18 protein-coding genes and 1 riboswitch are annotated in these 19,520 nt (G+C 60.2%); of the genes, 8 read left to right on the top strand and 10 right to left on the bottom strand.

Annotated elements, in window-relative coordinates; all coding sequences use genetic code 11:
* Window positions 1-3 precede the first annotated feature (3 nt).
* Window positions 4-891, bottom strand: a complete 888-nt coding sequence (locus FFS64_RS08170; protein ID WP_137804944.1) for a formate/nitrite transporter family protein — start codon at window positions 889-891, stop codon at window positions 4-6.
* 181 nt (window positions 892-1,072) lie between these two features.
* On the bottom strand, window positions 1,073-1,477 hold the full coding sequence (locus tag FFS64_RS08165; protein ID WP_137804943.1) for an acyl-CoA thioesterase: 405 nt from the start codon (window positions 1,475-1,477) through the stop codon (window positions 1,073-1,075).
* Between the two features lie 196 nt (window positions 1,478-1,673).
* Window positions 1,674-1,776, top strand: a riboswitch (S-adenosyl-L-homocysteine riboswitch).
* A 23-nt stretch (window positions 1,777-1,799) separates the two neighbouring features.
* Here FFS64_RS08165 and ahcY point away from each other — a divergent pair.
* From ahcY to FFS64_RS08145, 4 genes are all read left to right on the top strand, one after another.
* Window positions 1,800-3,209 (top strand): adenosylhomocysteinase, encoded by a 1,410-nt coding sequence (gene ahcY, locus FFS64_RS08160; RefSeq protein WP_137804942.1) that lies wholly within the window; start codon window positions 1,800-1,802, stop codon window positions 3,207-3,209.
* Between the two features lie 186 nt (window positions 3,210-3,395).
* Window positions 3,396-4,241 (top strand): methylenetetrahydrofolate reductase [NAD(P)H], encoded by an 846-nt coding sequence (gene metF / locus FFS64_RS08155; protein ID WP_137804941.1) that lies wholly within the window; start codon window positions 3,396-3,398, stop codon window positions 4,239-4,241.
* A gap of 194 nt (window positions 4,242-4,435) precedes the next feature.
* Window positions 4,436-5,251: an ABC transporter substrate-binding protein gene (locus FFS64_RS08150; RefSeq protein WP_137804940.1), complete on the top strand. Its 816-nt coding sequence runs from the start codon at window positions 4,436-4,438 to the stop codon at window positions 5,249-5,251.
* Between the two features lie 222 nt (window positions 5,252-5,473).
* Complete coding sequence (locus FFS64_RS08145) at window positions 5,474-7,342, top strand: DEAD/DEAH box helicase (RefSeq protein WP_137804939.1); 1,869 nt, start codon at window positions 5,474-5,476, stop codon at window positions 7,340-7,342.
* Window positions 7,343-7,508: 166 nt separating this feature from the next.
* Here FFS64_RS08145 and FFS64_RS08140 read toward each other — a convergent pair whose 3' ends face one another.
* The 3 genes from FFS64_RS08140 to FFS64_RS08130 all read right to left on the bottom strand — a co-directional run bounded on the left by FFS64_RS08140 (window position 7,509) and on the right by FFS64_RS08130 (window position 10,697).
* Window positions 7,509-8,105, bottom strand: a complete 597-nt coding sequence (locus FFS64_RS08140; protein WP_095195994.1) for a YceI family protein — start codon at window positions 8,103-8,105, stop codon at window positions 7,509-7,511.
* Window positions 8,106-8,137: 32 nt separating this feature from the next.
* Window positions 8,138-8,689: a cytochrome b gene (locus FFS64_RS08135; protein ID WP_137804938.1), complete on the bottom strand. Its 552-nt coding sequence runs from the start codon at window positions 8,687-8,689 to the stop codon at window positions 8,138-8,140.
* A 262-nt stretch (window positions 8,690-8,951) separates the two neighbouring features.
* Window positions 8,952-10,697 (bottom strand): flavin monoamine oxidase family protein, encoded by a 1,746-nt coding sequence (locus FFS64_RS08130; protein WP_137804937.1) that lies wholly within the window; start codon window positions 10,695-10,697, stop codon window positions 8,952-8,954.
* 221 nt (window positions 10,698-10,918) lie between these two features.
* Between FFS64_RS08130 and FFS64_RS08125 the strand changes: the two genes are divergently transcribed.
* Both FFS64_RS08125 and FFS64_RS08120 read left to right on the top strand, forming a co-directional pair.
* Window positions 10,919-12,325, top strand: coding sequence for an adenosylmethionine--8-amino-7-oxononanoate transaminase (locus tag FFS64_RS08125; protein ID WP_137804936.1), 1,407 nt, complete (start codon window positions 10,919-10,921; stop codon window positions 12,323-12,325).
* Between the two features lie 143 nt (window positions 12,326-12,468).
* Window positions 12,469-13,188: a 16S rRNA (uracil(1498)-N(3))-methyltransferase gene (locus FFS64_RS08120; protein WP_137804935.1), complete on the top strand. Its 720-nt coding sequence runs from the start codon at window positions 12,469-12,471 to the stop codon at window positions 13,186-13,188.
* A 97-nt stretch (window positions 13,189-13,285) separates the two neighbouring features.
* Here the strand turns inward: FFS64_RS08120 and FFS64_RS08115 are convergent, their stop codons facing one another.
* Window positions 13,286-14,188 carry a transporter substrate-binding domain-containing protein gene (locus FFS64_RS08115; protein WP_137804934.1) on the bottom strand — a complete coding sequence of 301 codons (903 nt, stop codon included), beginning with the start codon at window positions 14,186-14,188 and terminating at the stop codon, window positions 13,286-13,288.
* Between the two features lie 33 nt (window positions 14,189-14,221).
* The gene (locus FFS64_RS08110) at window positions 14,222-15,463 is read right to left on the bottom strand and encodes a D-amino acid dehydrogenase (RefSeq protein ID WP_137804933.1); all 1,242 of its coding nucleotides are present in this window, start codon (window positions 15,461-15,463) and stop codon (window positions 14,222-14,224) included.
* A 109-nt stretch (window positions 15,464-15,572) separates the two neighbouring features.
* Here FFS64_RS08110 and FFS64_RS08105 point away from each other — a divergent pair, with 109 nt between their 5' ends.
* Window positions 15,573-16,490: a LysR family transcriptional regulator gene (locus FFS64_RS08105; RefSeq protein WP_137804932.1), complete on the top strand. Its 918-nt coding sequence runs from the start codon at window positions 15,573-15,575 to the stop codon at window positions 16,488-16,490.
* Window positions 16,491-16,520: 30 nt separating this feature from the next.
* On the opposite strand, the gene FFS64_RS08100 is transcribed toward FFS64_RS08105, so the two are convergent.
* A complete protein-coding gene (locus FFS64_RS08100; protein ID WP_095196004.1) occupies window positions 16,521-17,138 on the bottom strand; it encodes a hemolysin III family protein in 618 nt (205 codons plus the stop codon).
* Window positions 17,139-17,271: 133 nt separating this feature from the next.
* Here FFS64_RS08100 and FFS64_RS08095 point away from each other — a divergent pair, with 133 nt between their 5' ends.
* Window positions 17,272-18,186, top strand: a complete 915-nt coding sequence (locus tag FFS64_RS08095) for a LysR substrate-binding domain-containing protein (protein ID WP_137804931.1) — start codon at window positions 17,272-17,274, stop codon at window positions 18,184-18,186.
* Between the two features lie 112 nt (window positions 18,187-18,298).
* Here the strand turns inward: FFS64_RS08095 and madM are convergent, their stop codons facing one another.
* Both madM and madL read right to left on the bottom strand, forming a co-directional pair.
* Window positions 18,299-19,063 (bottom strand): malonate transporter subunit MadM, encoded by a 765-nt coding sequence (gene madM / locus FFS64_RS08090; RefSeq protein ID WP_137804930.1) that lies wholly within the window; start codon window positions 19,061-19,063, stop codon window positions 18,299-18,301.
* A 1-nt stretch (window position 19,064) separates the two neighbouring features.
* Complete coding sequence (gene madL / locus FFS64_RS08085) at window positions 19,065-19,481, bottom strand: malonate transporter subunit MadL (RefSeq protein ID WP_137804929.1); 417 nt, start codon at window positions 19,479-19,481, stop codon at window positions 19,065-19,067.
* Window positions 19,482-19,520: the final 39 nt, after the last annotated feature.

Below are 19,520 nucleotides of genomic sequence, written 5' to 3'. Positions count from 1 at the left end.
CGACTATTTTTTGATCTTTTGCGGGTCGGGCTCCTCGCCCTGATCCGCTGTGTTTTTCGGCGGCCCGCTCTCACTGCGAATCTGCGCGTGGCTGATCAGCGCGAAGATGAAGCTGCCACCGATGATATTGCCCACCAGCGTGGGACCAGCGAACACCAGCCAAAAGTCCTTCCACGGCAACTCACCGGCAAACACCAGGTATGAAACCTCCACCGAGCCAACCACGATGTGGGTGAAATCTCCCAGCGCCATGAAGTAAGTGATGAGGATGATGATCCACATCTTTGCGCTCTCCATGGACGGAATCATCCAAACCATGGTGGCGATCATCCAGCCGGAGACGATACCTTTGGCGAACATTTTGCTGGCATCGTTCTCCATGACCTTGCGGCCGATGTCGAGGAAGGCCACATCGGTCTTGCTATCGAAAATCGGCAGCTCCAGCATCACGTAAGCCACCAGGATGGTGCCGCACAGGTTGCCGACCAGCACCACGGACCACAGTCGCAACAAACGACCGAAATTCCCCAAAGTGGGCTTGCTCATGATCGGCAACACGGCCGTCAGGGTGTTTTCGGTGAACAGTTGCTGGCGGGCGAGGATCACCGCAAGAAACCCGGCGCAGTAGCCGAAACTGGCAATTACCTTGAAACCCTCGCCATCCGGCAGACGGGAGTTGAGCAAACCCATACCCATCAGCGACAGGCCCATGGTCAGGCCGGCAGCCAGCGCCGACCACCACAGCGCGGCAACGCTGCGTTCAAGTTCCTGATCGCCCTGGGTTCTGATGATTTCGTGCAGCACCGCCGCGCGCGGTGGCTGGCCTTTCTCGACTTCGTGCTTTTCTTTGGGCGAGAGGTCGGGGGTCTTGCCTTCTGTTGACGTAGTCATAGTGTCAGCCAACCGTGGGGGGTGTCATTTAGCTACGACACGCGCCATCCGGAGCTGTTCACTATCGGCCTGAATCAAACGGGTGCTCTTTCGTCCGCTTTCGCGGGCAAGCCACGCTCCCACAGGTACAGCGGGGAACTTGTGGGGGCGTGGCTTGCCCGCGAAGGGGACGCCGCCTATGTCACTGAACGGGCGCGTCATCCTTGAACTGATCTTTGACGTACTTGATCTCGGTCCGGCCGTGCGGGGCGGGCAATCCGTCTTCGCCAAGGTTGACGAACACCATTTTCTCGACGGTCAGGATGCTCTTGCGGGTGATCTTGTTGCGCACTTCGCAAGTCAGGGTGATCGAGGTACGGCCGAACTCGGTGGCGGTGATTCCCAGTTCGATAATGTCGCCCTGACGGGAAGCGCTGACGAAGTTGATTTCGGAAATGTACTTGGTGACGACGCGCTGGTTACCCAGCTGAACGATGGCGTAGATCGCCGCTTCTTCGTCGATCCAGCGCAGAAGACTGCCGCCAAACAGCGTGCCGTTGGGGTTCAGGTCTTCGGGCTTGACCCATTTGCGGGTGTGGAAATTCATGGGGGGACTCCGAGGTGTTTGAACGATGGTGGTGAATGCCCCCAGCTTCAAGCCACAAGCTGCAAGCTGCAAGCTGCAAGTAATAGCCGACCTGCTCTCGCTTGTCGCTTGCAGCTTGCAACTTGCAGCTCAAAGAAAGCTATAATCGCCCCCGTTTCAAAACGGTAACTTCAACTTGCTACCGTTTTCCCGCCACCTGTCCGAGGGGCGCTGCAGCAGGCTAGACCTGTCAGGCTCGGATGGGGCGTTGCCAGGCCTTGATCGGTCCGACACTAAACGCACAACGGCGCCCATTCGCATACATTACGAATGGAGGCTCTTCATGAGCGCTGTTATCACGCCTGCAGATTTCACCGATTACAAAGTCGCCGACATGTCCCTGGCTGCCTGGGGTCGTCGCGAAACCATCATCGCCGAATCCGAAATGCCGGCCCTGATGGGTCTGCGCCGCAAGTACTCCGAAGAGCAACCGCTCAAGGGCGCGAAGATCCTCGGCTGCATCCACATGACCATCCAGACTGCCGTGCTGATCGAAACCCTGGTTGCCCTGGGTGCCGAAGTACGCTGGTCGTCCTGCAACATTTTCTCGACTCAAGACCAGGCTGCCGCATCCATCGCCGCTGCCGGCATTCCGGTTTTCGCCTGGAAAGGTGAAACCGAAGAAGAGTACGAGTGGTGCCTGGAGCAAACCATCCTCAAGGATGGCGCGCCTTGGGATGCCAACATGATCCTCGACGATGGCGGCGACCTGACCGAATTGCTGCACAAGAAGTACCCAAAGGTACTGGACCGCGTTCACGGCGTGACCGAAGAAACCACCACTGGCGTGCACCGCCTGCTGGACATGCTGGCCAAGGGCGAGCTGAAAATCCCGGCCATCAACGTCAACGACTCGGTGACCAAGAGCAAGAACGACAACAAGTACGGCTGCCGTCACAGCCTGAACGACGCGATCAAGCGCGGTACCGACCACCTGCTGTCCGGCAAGCAAGCGCTGGTCATCGGTTACGGTGACGTGGGCAAGGGCTCCGCTCAGTCCCTGCGTCAGGAAGGCATGATCGTTAAAGTCTCCGAAGTCGACCCGATCTGCGCCATGCAAGCCTGCATGGACGGTTTCGAACTGGTTTCGCCGTTCATCGACGGTATCAACACCGGCACCGAAGAAAGCATCGACAAGGCGCTGCTGGGCAAGATCGACCTGATCGTGACCACCACCGGCAACGTCAATGTTTGCGACGCAAACATGCTCAAGGCCCTGAAGAAACGCGCTGTTGTCTGCAACATCGGTCACTTCGACAACGAAATCGACACCGCTTTCATGCGCAAGAACTGGGCATGGGAAGAAGTGAAGCCACAGGTTCACAAGATCCACCGTACCGGTCCTGGCGCATTCGATGCCCAGAACGACGACTACCTGATCCTGCTGGCCGAAGGCCGTCTGGTTAACCTGGGCAACGCCACTGGCCACCCAAGCCGTATCATGGACGGTTCGTTCGCCAACCAGGTTCTGGCGCAGATCTTCCTGTTCGGCCAGAAGTACGCCGACCTGTCGCCAGCCCAGAAAGCCGAGCGCCTGACTGTTGAAGTACTGCCGAAGAAACTCGACGAAGAAGTGGCCCTGGAAATGGTCCGCGGTTTCGGCGGCGTTGTGACTCAACTGACCAAGACCCAGGCCGACTACATCGGCGTGACCGTCGAAGGCCCGTTCAAGCCGCACGCTTATCGCTACTAAGAGCAGCTGCAAGCTTTAAGCTTCAAGCGGCAAGCAAGTGCCAAAAGCCGACCTTGCCGCGCGAAGCCGATCGCTTTCCCAATTTGCTAAACAGTTTCAGGCAGCAGGTTCCAGGCACAAGAGACGAGCGCATCTCCGCTTCTCTTGCAGCTTGAAGCTTGCAGCTTGTAGCTGGAGGTTCCCTCCATGTCCCAAGATCGTCGCTACAGCTTCGAGTTCTTCCCTACGAAGACCGATGCTGGGCATGAAAAGCTGCTCGCCACTGCTCGTCAGCTGGCCACGTACAATCCCGACTTCTTCTCCTGCACCTATGGCGCTGGCGGTTCGACCCGTGATCGCACCCTCAACACCGTGCTGCAGCTCGAAAGCGAAGTGAAAATCCCTGCCGCACCGCACTTGTCTTGCGTGGGCGATAGCAAGGACGACTTGCGCGGCCTGCTGGCCGAGTACAAAGCGGCCGGCATCAAGCGCATTGTTGCCCTGCGCGGCGACTTGCCGTCGGGCATGGGCATGGCCAGTGGTGAGTTGCGCCACGCCAATGACCTGGTCGAATTCATTCGTGAAGAGACCGGCAATCATTTTCACATCGAAGTCGCCGCCTACCCGGAAATGCATCCGCAAGCGCGTAACTTCGAAGACGATATCGCCAACTTCGTGCGCAAGGCCAACGCCGGCGCCGACAGCGCGATCACCCAGTACTTCTTCAACGCCGACAGTTATTTCTACTTTGTCGACCGTGTGCGGGCGTTGGGCGTGAACCTCCCGATCGTGCCGGGCATCATGCCGATCACCAACTACAGCAAGCTGGCACGCTTCTCCGACGCCTGCGGTGCGGAAATCCCGCGCTGGATCCGCAAGCAACTGGAAGCGTACGGCGACGATACCCAAAGCATTCAGCGTTTCGGCGAGCACGTCATCACTGAGATGTGCGATCGCTTGCTGCAAGGCGGCGCGCCGGGATTGCACTTCTACACACTGAATCAGGCCGAAGCGAGCCTGGCGGTATGGAACAACCTGAAGTTGCCGCGTTAAAAATCGTCAAAGAAAGATCAAAAGATCGCAGCCTGCGACAGCTCCTACATTGGAATGTGAGGTTTCTGTAGGAACTGTCGCAGGCTGTGATCTTTTGTTTTCACATGCACTTTTATTGTGCGCAAAGACACGGAGATAGAGCATCTGCAGCCAGTTTCTGGCTCTTTCCCGTTTCTCGTCGTAATCTCAAGCCCATGCCTTTGATCACGCAGTTAATCGCCGTGTTTGTCTTCACTTGCCTGAGCTTTGCCGCTCGGGGCGAGAAATTGCGCATTGTCACGGAACCGTGGGCTCCTTACGTGTATGAGGAAAACGGCAAATCTCTGGGCCTGGACTACGAAACCACGGCGATTGTCTTCAAGCGCCTGGGCATCGAAGTGGAGTGGCAGTTCCTGCCGTGGAAACGTTGTCTGTCGATGCTCGAAACGGGTCAGGCCGATGGCGCGCTGGACATTTTTCACAGCGATGAGCGCGACGCGACCCTGCTCTACCCCAGCGAACCGCTCTCGGAAGTCCAGTTCGTGATGTTCTATGCCAATGATCGACCACACCCGTTCCGCACCCTCGACGAACTTCGCGGCCTGACTATCGGCACCTCGCCGGGTTACCTCTACAGCAAGGATTTCAGGGAGTCGACGCTGTTCACCCGCGAGCCGGCGCCCAGCCATGAAGCCAACTTCGGCAAACTGGTGCGCGGACGGATCGATCTGCTGATCACCGACCGCCGTGTCGGCCAGCATCTGCTCGACGAGCTGAACATCCGCGACAGGATTACCGAAAACCCCGCGATCATCAGCCAGCAGAGCCAGTTTCTGGCGGTGCGGCGCAATGCCGGTATGGATTTGCTGGTGCAGCGCTTTGGTGCCGAACTCAAGCGCTTCAAGCGCGAACCGGCCTATGCCGAGCTGAGCGCCCGCTACGGTGCTGCTCCGACAAATGCAGCGAGTGCCGCAAGTGTCAGCGCCACCCGTACAAAAACCGTTGAGCAGCAGGAAAGCGGCGCGCAGTGATTGCTCTGTTATACTCCGGCCTTCCCGCCAGGCTCACGCCCGGACGCCCGGAATCGTTCAAGGCATCTCGACCCCGCTACAGCGCAGCTTTTCAGCCCGCGCGAGCGCTCCAGACGAGCCTTCGAGACCCGGCAGGACCGGACGGGATAGCGTCCTCTTAAACGCCATTCGCGCCAGGCAAGACTCCCATTGGGCCAAGCCCTAACTAAAACAGGATTACTCATGTCCTTTGCTTCCCTCGGTCTCTCCGAGGCTTTAGTCCGCGCTATCGAAGATGCGGGCTATACCGAGCCTACTCCGGTGCAACAGCGGGCCATTCCCGCCGTGTTGCAAGGTCGCGACCTGATGGTCGCGGCGCAGACAGGTACTGGTAAAACCGGCGGTTTCGCCCTTCCGATCCTGGAGCGGTTGTTCCCCAACGGTCACCCGGACAAATCCCAGCGTCACGGCCCGCGCCAACCGCGTGTATTGGTCCTGACCCCCACTCGCGAACTCGCCGCACAGGTGCACGAAAGCTTCAAGGTCTATGCCCGTGACCTGAAATTCGTCAGTGCCTGCATCTTCGGCGGCGTCGGCATGAACCCGCAGGTTCAGGCCATGTCCCGCGGTGTCGACGTGCTGGTGGCCTGCCCTGGCCGTCTGCTCGATCTCGCCGGCCAAGGCAGCGTCGATCTGTCCCACGTGGAAATCCTCGTGCTGGACGAAGCCGACCGCATGCTCGACATGGGCTTCGTCCATGACGTGAAGAAGGTCCTGGCGCGCCTGCCGGCCAAACGGCAGAACCTGCTGTTCTCGGCGACGTTCTCCAAAGACATCACCGACCTCGCCGGCAAGCTGCTGCACAACCCGGAACGCATCGAAGTCACGCCGCCGAACACCACGGTCGAGCGCATCGAACAGCGCGTGTTCCGCCTGCCCGCCAGCCACAAGCGTGCACTGCTGGCGCATTTGATCACCGCTGGCGCCTGGGAACAGGTGCTGGTGTTCACCCGCACCAAGCACGGCGCCAACCGCCTGGCCGAATACCTGGACAAGCATGGCCTGAGCGCTGTCGCGATCCACGGCAACAAGAGCCAGAACGCCCGTACCAAAGCCCTGGCCGACTTCAAGGCAGGCAGTGTGCGCATCCTGGTCGCCACCGACATCGCCGCCCGCGGCCTGGACATCGACCAGTTGCCACACGTGGTCAACTTCGAACTGCCGAACGTCGATGAAGATTATGTGCACCGCATCGGCCGTACCGGCCGTGCCGGTCGTTCGGGCGAGGCGATCTCGCTGGTGGCCCCGGACGAAGAAAAACTGCTGAAAAGCATCGAACGCATGACCAAACAGAAAATCGCCGATGGCGACCTGATGGGCTTCGATGCCAGCGCCGTGGAAGCTGAAAAGCCGGAAGCCCGCGAACGTCCGGACATGCGCAACCCGCGCAATCCACGTGGCCCGCGCGGTGATGGTCCGAACGGCAGTGGTGGCGGTCGTAAAGACAAGGGCAAGGACAAGGGCAAGGAAAAACCTGCCGCCGCCGGTCGCGGCGAACGCCCGGCCCGTGAACAGAAGCCGCGCGAAGGCACCCCGGCCCGTGAACAGCGTCAACCGAGCCAGCCGCCTCGCGCCGCTGCCGACCGTGCGCCGGACGAGTTCCTGGACGACGATATCGATAACTTCGGTAACCGCGTCGACTACGTGCCGCAACAGAAGCCAGCCCAGGGCCGTGGTCGCCGTCCGGGTGCTCCGGCACAAGGTACAGCTGCCGGTTCGGGCGCTCCACGGGGCGGCAAGCCACAGGGTCGCCAGAACGGTCCGCGCAACAGCGATGGCGCCAGCACCGGTACGCCGCCAGCCAAACGCAGCGGCCCACGCAACGGTGCGCCACGTGACGGCCAGGCCCGTCGCGAAGACTCGCGCAATCGCCGTCCGGCCCGTGACGACCAGTCTCGTTCGGAACCGGCCGTGCAGAACCCGCGCGGCCCGGCACCGAAGATCATGCACAAGGAGTCCAAGGCCGACCGCTTCCCGACACCTGAGCAGCTGGATCAGCTGCCAAGCCGCCCTCGCGGCGAAAAGCCGGCGCTGCTGACCCGCAATCGCTGAGTTATCGCTGAAATGAAAAATGCCCCGGACTCGAAAGACCCGGGGCATTTTTTATGGAAAATGAGAAATCCTGTGGGATTGTTGATACCGGCAGAGATTGTTGTAAGGCAATAAAAAACGCCCGCGCTCGTGAGAGCAGCGGGCGTTTTTGTGTCAGGCGCGAAAATTACTTCGCTTTGACACCTTCAAACGTCACGTACAGTTCAACCGCGTCAGACGCTGGACCCAGGTCTTTCTGCTTGCCGAAGTCGGAACGCTTGAGGTTGGTGGTGCCTTCAAAACCGGCACGGTAGCCGCCCCATGGATCCTTGCCTTCACCCAGGAAGGTGGCCTTGACCACGATTGGCTTGGTCACGCCTGCGATGGTCAGATCACCGGCCACATCGGCAGTGTCCTTGCCGGCGGCGTTTTTACCGGTCGGTTTGACGCTGGTGGACACGAAGGTGGCTTTGCCAAACTTGCCTGCGTTCAGGAAGTCGCCGCTGGCAATGTGCTTGTCGCGCTCGGCGTTGTTGGTGAACACGCTGGCGGTGTTCACGTTGAACTCGATCTTGCTGGCTTCAGGCTTGGCGGCATCAAAGCTGAACTTGCCGTCGATGTCCTTGAAAGTACCGGTGATGTAGCTGTAGCCCAAATGGCTGATCTTGAAGTCAACGAAGGCGTGCTGGCCTTCCTTGTCGACCACATAGTCAGCGGCCATAGCGTTACCGGCGGACAACAGGGCGGAACCGATTGCCAGAGCGGCCAGAGTCTTTTTCAACATACTTTGTTTTCCTTTGGAGTCGAGGTTGAGCTTCAGGCTTTGCGACCCAGCATTCGCTTGAGGGTCACATCGCGATCGATAAAGTGGTGCTTCAATGCTGCCAACGCATGGAGGCCGGAAAAAATTACCAGCACCCACGCCAGGTAGAGGTGAATCACGCCAGCGGTATCTGCCTGGTCCGGTAGTCCGGATACCAGTGCAGGGACTTCAAACAGGCCAAACACCGGAATCCCGACACCTTCGGCGGTGGAAATCAGGTAACCGGCAATCATCACAGCGAACAGACTGAGATACAGGAAGCCATGGCCGAAATGGGCGCCGAGGCGCGTCATGCGGCTGTAGCTGGTCAAGGTGGGCGGCGGCGGACTGACGAAGCGCCACAGCACCCGGAGTACCATCACACCCAGCAACACCAGGCCGATGCTCTTGTGCAGATCCGGCGCGTCTTTGCGCCAGACGCTGTAGTAGTCGAGACCAACCATCCACAACCCCAGCGCGAACAGACCGAACACTGCCAATGCCACACCCCAGTGCATGACTATGCTGACCAAACCATAGCGGGAAGTAGAGTTACGTAGCTGCATTGCCTAGATCCTGTGAGTGCTGGCCCAAAGACTATCGAGTTATCTATCGAATTAAAGCGGAAAATTTCGCTTTGAAATATCGAGAAATGCGATCAAGAGTCTGAAATGGCTGAGTTAAGGAAAGATTAAAGGCCAATGTGTGTGAAAAAGTGAGTACAAAACAGGAACGCTTCGGCAAAAGTTTTATTCAATCTAGATTCCACTTTTCTCCAGGCCTAAAAAAACGCGGCATCTCTGCCGCGTTTTTTAGGCCCAGGGTTTACTACGCCTTGGCTTCCATCACCGGTGCTTTTTTCGCCGGTTCTGCTTTCTTCACTGGCGCCTTGGCCGGGGCTTTTTTGGCTTCAGCTTTGGCCACCGGCTTCTTCACCGGGGTTTTGGCCGGCGCCTTCTTGGCTGGCTCGGCCTTCACCGGTGCCGCAGGCTTCGGTGCTTCGACCGGTGCCGGCGCGTTGACTGGCGCCGGAGCAGGTGCCGGAGCTGGCGGAACAACAGGTTCAGGCGCCCTGACCGGCTCCGGCTTCTTCTCGTCATCCGAACCACCGAACAGGTTGCTGAAGAAGTTGCCCTTCTTCGCCGCCACGGCGCCGGCTGCAGCGGCGGCGGCCACTGGAACGGCCTTCGCCGGTTCAAACGACTTGCCGGCTGCCAAGTCTTCGACCTGACTGGCGGCACGCTGACCGGTGCGCAACGCACCTTCCAGGGTGCCAGGGTACAAGGTGTCGGTGTGTTCACCGGCAAAGGCTACACGCTGGACCGGACGTTCCCACAGGCGCCAGTATTTGCTGATCTGGCCCGGGCCGAAGGCCAGGTAGGCGCCGCCCATCGAAGGGTCGTTGCTGTAGCGACGGATTTCATAGCCGGTGAACGAACCGCGCGCCTGCGGATAAAACGCGTGCAGGCGAATCAGCACCTGGTCGGCAATCTGCTTGTCACCAAAGGCCTGCATCACCCGGGCGTTGTCGCCGGACAGGTTGATCACCACATTGGCGCCGCCCTTGAGAGCCGGTTCGACCCACAACATGCCCAGCCCGGTGTTGCTGTAGATCTCGCCGGACATCCGCGCCTTGCTTTCCCACACAGGCGTCTTGAACTTCAGCATGATCTGGTCGCGCCAGCCGTAGTTGGTGCCCTTGATCGCGGCCAGGTGCTGGGCGTCGAGCGCCGGGGTCATCTGGATCTTGTTCAAGGCGCGTAACGGCACGGCCAGTACCACGTAGTCCGCCTGATAGCCGACGCTACCGACCTTGACAGTGACACCGTCCTTGTCCTGAGTGATGGAAGAGACCGGGGAACTGGTCTTGATGGTTTTCAGCTGTTTGACGAAGGCCTGGGCCAGTACCGGGCTGCCGCCGACCAGACGCGAAGCACGCAGGTCACGGTCGGCCACACCACGGTAAACACGGCTCTGTTGCGCGAAGTACAGCAGCGACAGGCGCGAAGGTTCGTCATAACGGGTACGGATCTGCTGATTCACCAGCTGTCGGGCAGTGGGCGGCAGGCTCAGGCGATCAAGCCAGTTGGACACGTTGATCTGGTCCAGAGCATGCAACGTGCTGTTGGCGGACGGGTTCTGGGGATCTTCGATCGAGCGCGCCAGGTCATCCAGGGTCTTTTCGTAGCGCTTGAGCGCTTCGGCGGTCGCCGGCTCCTTGGTGGCCAGATCGGCAGCGGTGTAATACACACCGTCAATCAGATAGCCCGGGGTCCGCACGAACTCAGGTGCCGGCGTGGTGCTCAGTTTGAAGGTCGATACGTATTTGTTCAGGACCGGTTGGGTCTTGTCGTTGCCGATCCACTCGCTGGTGGCCATGCCGGAACGACCGCCCAGGCTCGGTTTGGCTTCCAGCAGCGTGACCTGCCAGCCCTTGTTCTGCAGCTCATAAGCGGCCGTGAGGCCCGCGACCCCGCCGCCGATCACGATCGCGGTTTTATCCTTGGCCAGCGCAGACACGCTGAACAGCCCCAACATCACCAGCGCACAGGCGCGCAGCCAACCGACAGACATTCAGCGAACTCCGGAAATACAGATGAAAATAGCGGTTTTTCGAGCCAGACGGCTCAAGAACCGCGAAGAATACGTCAGCCTTCAGACGCCCGCCAGCAACGTCTATCTGCCTATACAAAGTAGCTCATTCGACACAATGGGTTGTCCCCGTGCGATGCATTGCATAGGCTTGCGCGATTGCATGTCCGCGCCTGTCACGGACCGCCTCGAGGAGAGTGAAAATGGGCCTAAATAAACAGTGGATGGAACGCGATCTCGCGGTGTTGTGGCATCCCTGCACCCAGATGAAAGACCACGAGCAACTGCCGCTGATCCCGATCAAGCGCGGTGAAGGCGTCTGGCTGGAAGACTTCGAAGGCAAGCGATACCTCGATGCCGTCAGTTCCTGGTGGGTCAACGTGTTCGGCCACGCCAACCCGCGGATCAACCAGCGCATCAAGGATCAGGTCGATCAGCTGGAGCACGTGATCCTCGCCGGTTTCAGCCATCAACCGGTGATCGAGTTGTCCGAACGTCTGGTGAAGATGACGCCGGAAGGCCTGACCCGGTGCTTCTACGCCGATAACGGCTCGTCCTGCATCGAAGTCGCGCTGAAAATGAGCTTTCACTATTGGCTCAACCGCGGCCAGCCGAACAAAAAACGCTTCGTCACCCTGACCAACAGCTACCACGGCGAAACCATGGCGGCGATGTCGGTGGGCGACGTGCCGCTGTTCACCGAAACCTACAAGGCTCTGCTGCTCGACACCATCAAGGTGCCAAGCCCCGATTGCTATCTGCGCCCTGAGGGCATGAGCTGGGAAGAACACTCGCGCAACATGTTCGCGGCGATGGAGCAGACCCTGGCCGAAAACCATGACACCGTCGCCGCAGTGATCGTCGAGCCGCTGATCCAGGGCGCCGGCGGCATGCGCATGTACCACCCGGTGTATCTCAAGCTGTTGCGCGAAGCCTGCGACCGTTATGGCGTGCACCTGATCCACGATGAAATCGCCGTGGGCTTCGGCCGTACCGGGACGATGTTCGCCTGCGAGCAGGCTGGCATCCGTCCGGATTTCCTCTGCCTGTCCAAGGCTCTGACTGGCGGTTATCTGCCACTGGCCGCGTGCCTGACCACCGACGAGGTCTACAGCGCCTTCTACGACGACTACCCGACCCTGCGCGCCTTCCTGCACTCTCACAGCTACACCGGCAACCCGCTGGCGTGTGCGGCGGCACTGGCGACGCTGGACATCTTCGAAGAAGACAACGTCATCGAGAACAACAAGGCTCTGGCGCAGCGCATGGCTTCTTCCACCGCGCACCTGGTGGACCACCCGAACGTCAGCGAAGTGCGCCAGACCGGGATGGTGCTGGCCATCGAGATGGTCAAGGACAAGGCCACCAAGGAAGCCTGGCCGTGGCAGGAACGTCGTGGCCTGAAAGTGTTCCAGCATGCTCTGGAGCGCGGCGCCTTGCTTCGACCGTTGGGTAGCGTGGTGTATTTCCTGCCGCCGTACGTGATCACTCCCGAGCAGATCGACTTTCTGGCCGAAGTCGCCAGCGAAGGCATCGACATCGCCACCCGCGACAGCATCAGCGTGGCGGTACCGAAGGATTTCCATCCCGGCTTCCGTGATCCGGGCTGATTGATTTCATTTGAAATTCTGTGGTGTCTGGACTGCTGCTATCGCTGGCAAGCCAGCTCCCACAGTGACCGCATAACCCTGTGGGAGCTGGCTTGCCAGCGATGGCGGCGCCAACCCCTGCATATGAATTACAGAGACCCCGTATGAGACTGTCCCGCTTCTTCATCGATGCCCCCCTGAGTACTGGCGAACACGAATTGCCCGAAGCCCAGGCCCATTACATCGGCCGCGTACTGCGCATGGCCGAGGGCGATGCGTTGCAGCTGTTCGACGGTTCCGGCCATGAGTTTCGCGGCACGCTGGTGGAAGTCGGCAAAAAACGCGTGGTCGTGCAGATCGACGAGCAGTTCACCGGCCAGGTGGAATCACCGCTGCAGATTCATCTCGGCCAGGGCCTGTCCCGTGGCGAGCGCATGGACTGGGCGATTCAGAAAGCCACCGAATTGGGTGTCAGCGAAATCACCCCGATTTTCAGCGAGCGCTGCGAAGTTCGGCTCAAGGACGAACGCGCCGATAAACGCCTGCTGCACTGGCGCCAGGTGGCGATCAGCGCGTGCGAGCAATGCGGGCGTTCCAGGGTGCCGGTGATTCATCCACCGATGCTGTTGGCTGACTGGCTGAAACAGACCCAGGCCGAGTTGAAACTGGTGCTGCACCCGGTGGCCGAGCCATTGGTCAGTCATGCAAAGCCTTCGACCCTGGCCTTCCTGATTGGTCCCGAAGGTGGGTTGTCCGATGCGGAGGTCGATCAGGCTCAGTCTGCCGGTTTTCATGCTGCGAGACTTGGGCCGCGGGTGTTGCGAACAGAGACGGCTCCTGTTGTTGCATTGGCGGTGGCCCAGCAGCTTTGGGGCGACTTCTAGGGCCCTTTCGCGAGCAGGCTCGCTTCCACAGTGGAACGCATTCCAATGGTGGAAGCGAGCCTGCTCGCGAATGGCCGCGAAACGGTCTAAAGGCTGACTACTGAACCGGATCACTCACCGGCTTGGCAATGATCGCCTTGAGTTCGCTGGTCATCGGAAATTCTAGGTTCAAGCCTTTCGGTGGAATCGGCTGTTCGAACCAGCGCTGATAGATACCGTTGATCTCGCCCGAGCTATACAGATCACCCAACACCCCGTTAACCAGCGCCAGGAATTGCGGGTCGTCCTTGCGCACCATGCAACTGTAGATTTCCCGCGACTGCTCCTCCCCGACCACCACCCACTTGTGCGGATCATGAGCCTTGGCGCGCTCGCCGTAGAGCAGCGCGTCGTCCATGTAAAACGCCGCGGCGCGGCCCGATTGCAACATCTGGAACGCTTCCCCATGATCCTTGGCGCTGATCACGAACATGTCGATCTTGTTATCGACGTTGTAGCTTTTCAAGAAGCGTTCGTTGGTGGTGCCGGCGGTGGTCACCACGTTCTTGCCGCGCAGGTCGGCGAAGCTCTTGATGCCGCTATCCCTGGCCGTCAGCAACTGGCCTTTGACGTAGATGAAGCCATAGGAAAACGCTACTTGCTTCTGGCGCTCGGCGGTCACGCCGGTGGAGCCGCACTCCAGGTCCACGGTGCCATTCTGCACCAGCGGAATACGGGTTTGCGAGGTCACCAGGTTGTACTTCACCTTGAGATCCGGCAGTGCCAGTTGTTGCTGGATGCGCTCGACAATCTTGCCCGCCAGATCCACCGAATACCCCATCGGTTTGCCCGTGTGATCACCCACGTAAGAGAACGGTACCGACGCATCGCGATAGCCCAACGTGATGCTGTTGGCACTGGCGATCTTGCTTAATGTGCCGGTCAGGGGCGTTTCATTGGCCTGGACCTGGCCGCCAAGCAATAGACCAAGGGTGCAGCCGAGCAACGTGATTTTTTGCATTGTTATTCTCCGTTGTGGGTTGTGCTTTCAGACTCAGGCGGTCCGGTGATTGAAACCGTTCAGATCGATGGAAGCTGTGCGCTGGCCGATCAGCTCGCTGAGCAAGCGACCGCTGCCGCACGCCAGGGTAAAGCCGAGCGCACCATGACCGAGATTGAGCCACAGGTTGCGATAAGCCGTGGCCCCCAGCAGCGGCACACCGCTGGGTGTTGCCGGACGCATGCCGGCCCATGCCACGGCGGCCTCATAGTCTCCGGCATCGGGAAAGGTATCGCGTACCTGGCGCTTGATCAGGGCCAGGCGCTCGGGATCGATGGCAGGGTCGAAGCCGACGATGTCGACCATCGCGGCCACCCGTAACTGTTCGCCGATGCGGGCGTAAACGATTTTGCGATCGTAATCGGTGATGCTCACGTCCGGTGCCCGGTGTCCGCTGCCGATGGGCACGGTCAGGCTGTAGCCCTTCAGCGGATAAAGCGGCAGGTGCAGGCCGGGCAATGCCAGCAGCGGACTGCGGTGGCCCGCGGCAATGACCAGTTGGTCAACGGCCATTACTTCCTCGCCCAGTTCGATGGCATTGACGCTGCCGTTGGCGTGGCGAATCCCGGTCACCGCCTGTCCCAGACGGAATTCGCAACGCCTGGATGCCATCAGCCGCGCCGCCAGTTGCTGGCAAAAACCGTGACAATCGCCGACCTCTTCGTCCGGGGTGTAAATCGCGCCGACAAAGGGGGCATCGGCCAGCGCCGGTTCAAGCGCTGCACACTCGATCGCCGACAACACCTGCTGCTGTTGCGGGTCGGCCAGCTTTTTACGCGCATGCTCGAAGCTGCCGGCGGTGCGAAAGGTCACCAGTTTGCCGTTGCGCCGCCATTGGAAACCGGCCAGCCCATCGTCCTCGCGCCAGCTTTTCAATGTGCTCTGGCTCAACAGCGCAAGACGCAACAGGTGCCCGGCGTTTTCTCGGTTGACCGAGCTTCGGCAGGCAGCAAGGAATGACGCCATCCAGCGCCACTGCACCGGGTCCAGGCGCGGGCGCAGCTTCAAGGGCGAATCGCCGCGCAGCATCCAGCCAATGGCTTGCAGCGGCACACCGGCATCGGCCAGCGGCGCAACATAGCGATAGGAGAGCTGGCCGCCATTGGCAAAACTGGTTTCGCTGCCCAGCGAGTCCCGGGCCTCGACCACCGTCACCTCGAAGCCGTCGCGCACCAGCGCATAGGCCGTTGCCAGACCAATCACGCCGCCGCCGATGATGCACACACGCTGAGCCATGTCCGTCCTTAAAACCGTTGTGAAGACGAAGCCGAGGTTAGAGCCGGATGACAGGAGGCGGACAATGAATAAAGATACCTGACCCATAAACAAAGGTTATGGACTTGCCATGCGTCTTCGCCACATCGAGATTTTCCAGGCTATCCGCCAGACCGGTTCGATCAGCGCGGCCGCGCAATTGCTGCACGTCTCGCAACCGGCGGTGACCAAGGTGCTGCAGCATGCCGAGCAGCAGTTGGGTTTCCCGTTGTTCTTGCGAGTACGCGGAAAGCTGCAGGCGACGCCGGAAGCATTGGAGCTGGAGCGCGAAGTCGACAAGGTCAGCGAAAGCCTGCAAGGCGTGCGACGCTTGGCCCAGAGCCTGCGCCGCCAGCCGGGCCACAGCCTGTGCATCGGCGCTACCCCGGCGCTGGCCCTGTCATTGCTGCCGCCGGCCATTCACGAATGGACCGGGTGCTACCCGGACATCGCCTGCGAACTGTCCAGCGCCCATAGCCGCGAACTGGTGCAGAACCTACTGATGCGCGAAGTGGATGTCGCCCTGACCTTGCAGCGGCCGGATCATCCTGGATTGAAGGCTCAGGCCCTCGCGTCGGGGGTGCTGGTGGCGTTGGCACCGAAGGGTTATTGGCCGGACGAGGACGTCGGCCAACCGCTGCCATTGATGGCCCTGGCCGGTGCGCCCTTGATTGGCCTGTCCAGCGCCGACCCATTGGCCGCCCGGCTCGACAGCTACCTCGAAGCGGTCGAACCGCCGCCCCGGGTGCGCATCGCCGTGCAGACCTATTCACTGGCCCGGGCGATGGTGGAATCCGGTGCCGGGCTGGCGGTAATCGACCCATTCACGGCACTCGGTGCGTCACCTGCCGCGACGACGATTCGCCCCTTGGCGCCGCCGCTGCCCATCACCCTGTACGCAGTGACCCGCGCCGCCGAACCGCCACCTCACACCTTGAACGACTTGTTGCAGATCTTCAGTCGCCGGGCCCAGGCACAACTGGATCGCCTTATCCTGCCCCCTTCTTGAATGTGGCCACAGGTTAAACCACAGTGCATTTCAAAGGACATAAAACAAAATCGCGACAAAGTGCAGCAAACTCCCGGCAATCACGAACAAATGCCAGATCCCATGGGCATGCCGCAGGCGGTGATCCAAAGCAAAAAAGATGATACCCACGGTGTAAAACACGCCACCCAACGCCAACCAGGCAAACCCGGCACCGCCCAATGCCGCCAGCAACGGCTTGACCGCCACCAGCACGATCCAGCCCATCACCGCGTAAATCACGATCGACAGAATCCGCGCTTCCGAACGCGGCTTGATCTCTTGCAGGATGCCGATCAGCGCCAGCCCCCAGACGATCCCGAACAGCGTCCACCCCCAAGGCCCGCGCAGGGTCACCAGGCAGAACGGCGTGTAGCTGCCGGCAATCAGCAGATAGATGGAAAAGTGATCGACCTTCTGCATGATCGCTTTCTTGCGCCCGCGCACGCTGTGGTAGACGGTCGATGCGCTGTACAACACCAGCAAGGTAAAGGCGTAGATCGCCATGCTGACGATCTTCCACGGACTGCCATCGAGGCTGGCGACAACAATCAGCCACACCCCGCCGACAAACGCCGCCACCGCCCCGACCAAATGCGTCCAGGCGTTCAATCGTTCCCCGTGATACATCGCTTGCCTACCCCTCGAAAATCGTTACCGCAACGCACAAGGCTCAGGCCTCAAGCGTAAAAGCGCAATGTTTCAGAACACAACAACCCCCGCATGCGTGCACAATCGGGTCATTCCAAAAAGAGTCCGCCCCATGCTGATCGACGAAGAGTTGACCCTGAAAAAACTCGAGGTGTTCCTGGCCTTCATGCGCACCGGCAATCTGGCCCGGGCCGCCGCCGAGTTGCAGACCAGCAATGTCAGCGTGCATCGGGCGATCCACTCCCTGGAAAGCGCCCTGCGCTGTCCGTTGTTCAAGCACGAAGGCCGCAACCTGACACCGCTGGAAAGCGCCTATGTGTTGGAGGAACGGGCTCAGAAGCTGATTCAGGATGTACTCGAAAGCGTACGCCTGACCCGCGAGGCTGCTGGTTTTTCCGCCGAGCGCTTCAAGCTGGGCTCGCTGTATTCGCTGACGGTGAAGACCGTACCGCAATTGATCATGGGCCTGAAAATCCGTCGCAGCGAACTCAATATCGATCTGATTCTCGGCTCCAATTTCGACCTGTTGTACAAGCTCAAGAACATGGAAGTCGATGCGATTCTGGTGTCGCTGGACGACAGCATCAACGACCCGGACCTGGAACACATCCCGCTGTTTTCCGACGATATCTTTCTGGCCACGCCGGCGGACTCGAAATTTGCTCAACGCTCTGAAGTCGACCTGGCAGAAGTCCGCGACGAAACCTTCATCACCCTGTCCCAGGGCTTCGCCACCCATCAGGACGGTAATCGGGTGTTCAGCCAGGCGGGGTTCGAGCCGAAGGTGGCGATGCAGGTCAACGACATCTTCACCCTGCTGAGCATGGTCAGCTCGGGGGTGGGATATGCGTTGTTGCCGGGGAGGATTGCAGCGGTGTACGAGAACCGGGTGAAGCTGATTCCGCTGCAGGAAAAGTATCGATTGCAGCAGCACATTGGCGTGGTGTTTCTCAAGGCCAAGGAGCGTGATCCGAACCTGCTGGCGTTGCTGGCGGAGTGTCGGATGTATGCCAATCGCCAAGCTTAAGACCGAGTCGCCTGCATCGCGGGCAAGCACCGCTCCCACAGGAACTGCGCGGTCCCTGTGGGAGCGGGCTTGCCCGCGATGAGGTCAATACAGTCAGCGAAGATCCGGCGGTTCAGCCGACAATTCCGCGAACGATGAAGTACAACAACGATGGCCCCAACAAGCACCCAAGCCCGGTATGGAACGTCGCGGTCAACGCGCCATAAGGCACCAGCCGCCGATCCGTCGCCGCCAACCCCGCCGTCACCCCGCTGACCGTCCCGGCCAACCCGCCAAACACCATCGCCGAACGCGGATTGTCCAGGCCCATCCAGCGTGCTGCCATCGGCGTGCCGACCATCACCAGAATCGCCTTGATCAATCCGGTGGCAATCGACAACGCCATCACGTCCGAGGTCGCGCCGATCGCCGCGCCGGTCACCGGGCCGACGATGTAAGTCACCGCCCCCGCGCCAATGGTGGTCATGCTCACCGCATCGCGATAGCCGAACGCCCAGGCCATGCACGCACCGACAATGAACGGCAGGACCGTGCCCAGCAACAGCGCGATCACGCCGATCAACCCGGCCTTTTTCGCTTCGGTGGCCTGCACTTCGAACGCCGTGGCGACGATGGCGAAGTCCCGCAACATGGCACCGCCCATCAGACCGATGCCGGAGAACAGCGTCAGGTCCGCCAGGCCTTTTTGTCCGCCGGTCATCGTGCCGCCGACCCAGGCCAGCACCAGGCCGATGACAATGGCAATCGCCGAGCCGTGAATCCGGCCGAAGGTCAGGCGCTTCGAAAGAATCACCGACACCCACATGATCACACCCACGAAAGCGAACGCGGTGATCAAGCCGTTATGTTCCAGGCCTTTCTCTATGAGTTCCCACATATCAGCGACCTCCTACAGGTGTGCCGACGGGGGAGATTTCCGTCGACTCCTCGGGCAAGGGTTCGCCCTTGTGGGTCCGGCTGATCAAGGCAATGGTGCAGCCGCACACCGCCACCGAACCAATGGCCGCCAGCACCGCCACCGGGCCACCGTGCAGGGCCGTGACCACGTTCTGTTGCGCTGCCATGGCGACCACCACCGGAATGTACATGGCGCCCCAGAAGCCGACGCCCATCTCGCAATCCCTGGTCATGCCACCGCGTTTTTGCATCCACAACCGCGCGCAGATCAGCAGGATCATCGCGATCCCGACCCCGCCGACGTTGGATTTGACGCCCAGCAAAACGCCGAGCATGTCGCCCATGATCACCCCTGCCAGCGTACAGATCGCCAGCAGCGCCACACCGTAAATAATCATTGTTGTTGTCCTCAAAGTGCATCGTCGAATGTTGTTTTT

The sequence above is a fragment of the Pseudomonas sp. G(2018) genome (assembly GCF_005502415.1).
In the GTDB taxonomy this organism is placed as follows: domain Bacteria; phylum Pseudomonadota; class Gammaproteobacteria; order Pseudomonadales; family Pseudomonadaceae; genus Aquipseudomonas.
This window is presented reverse-complemented; position numbering and strand designations above follow the sequence as displayed.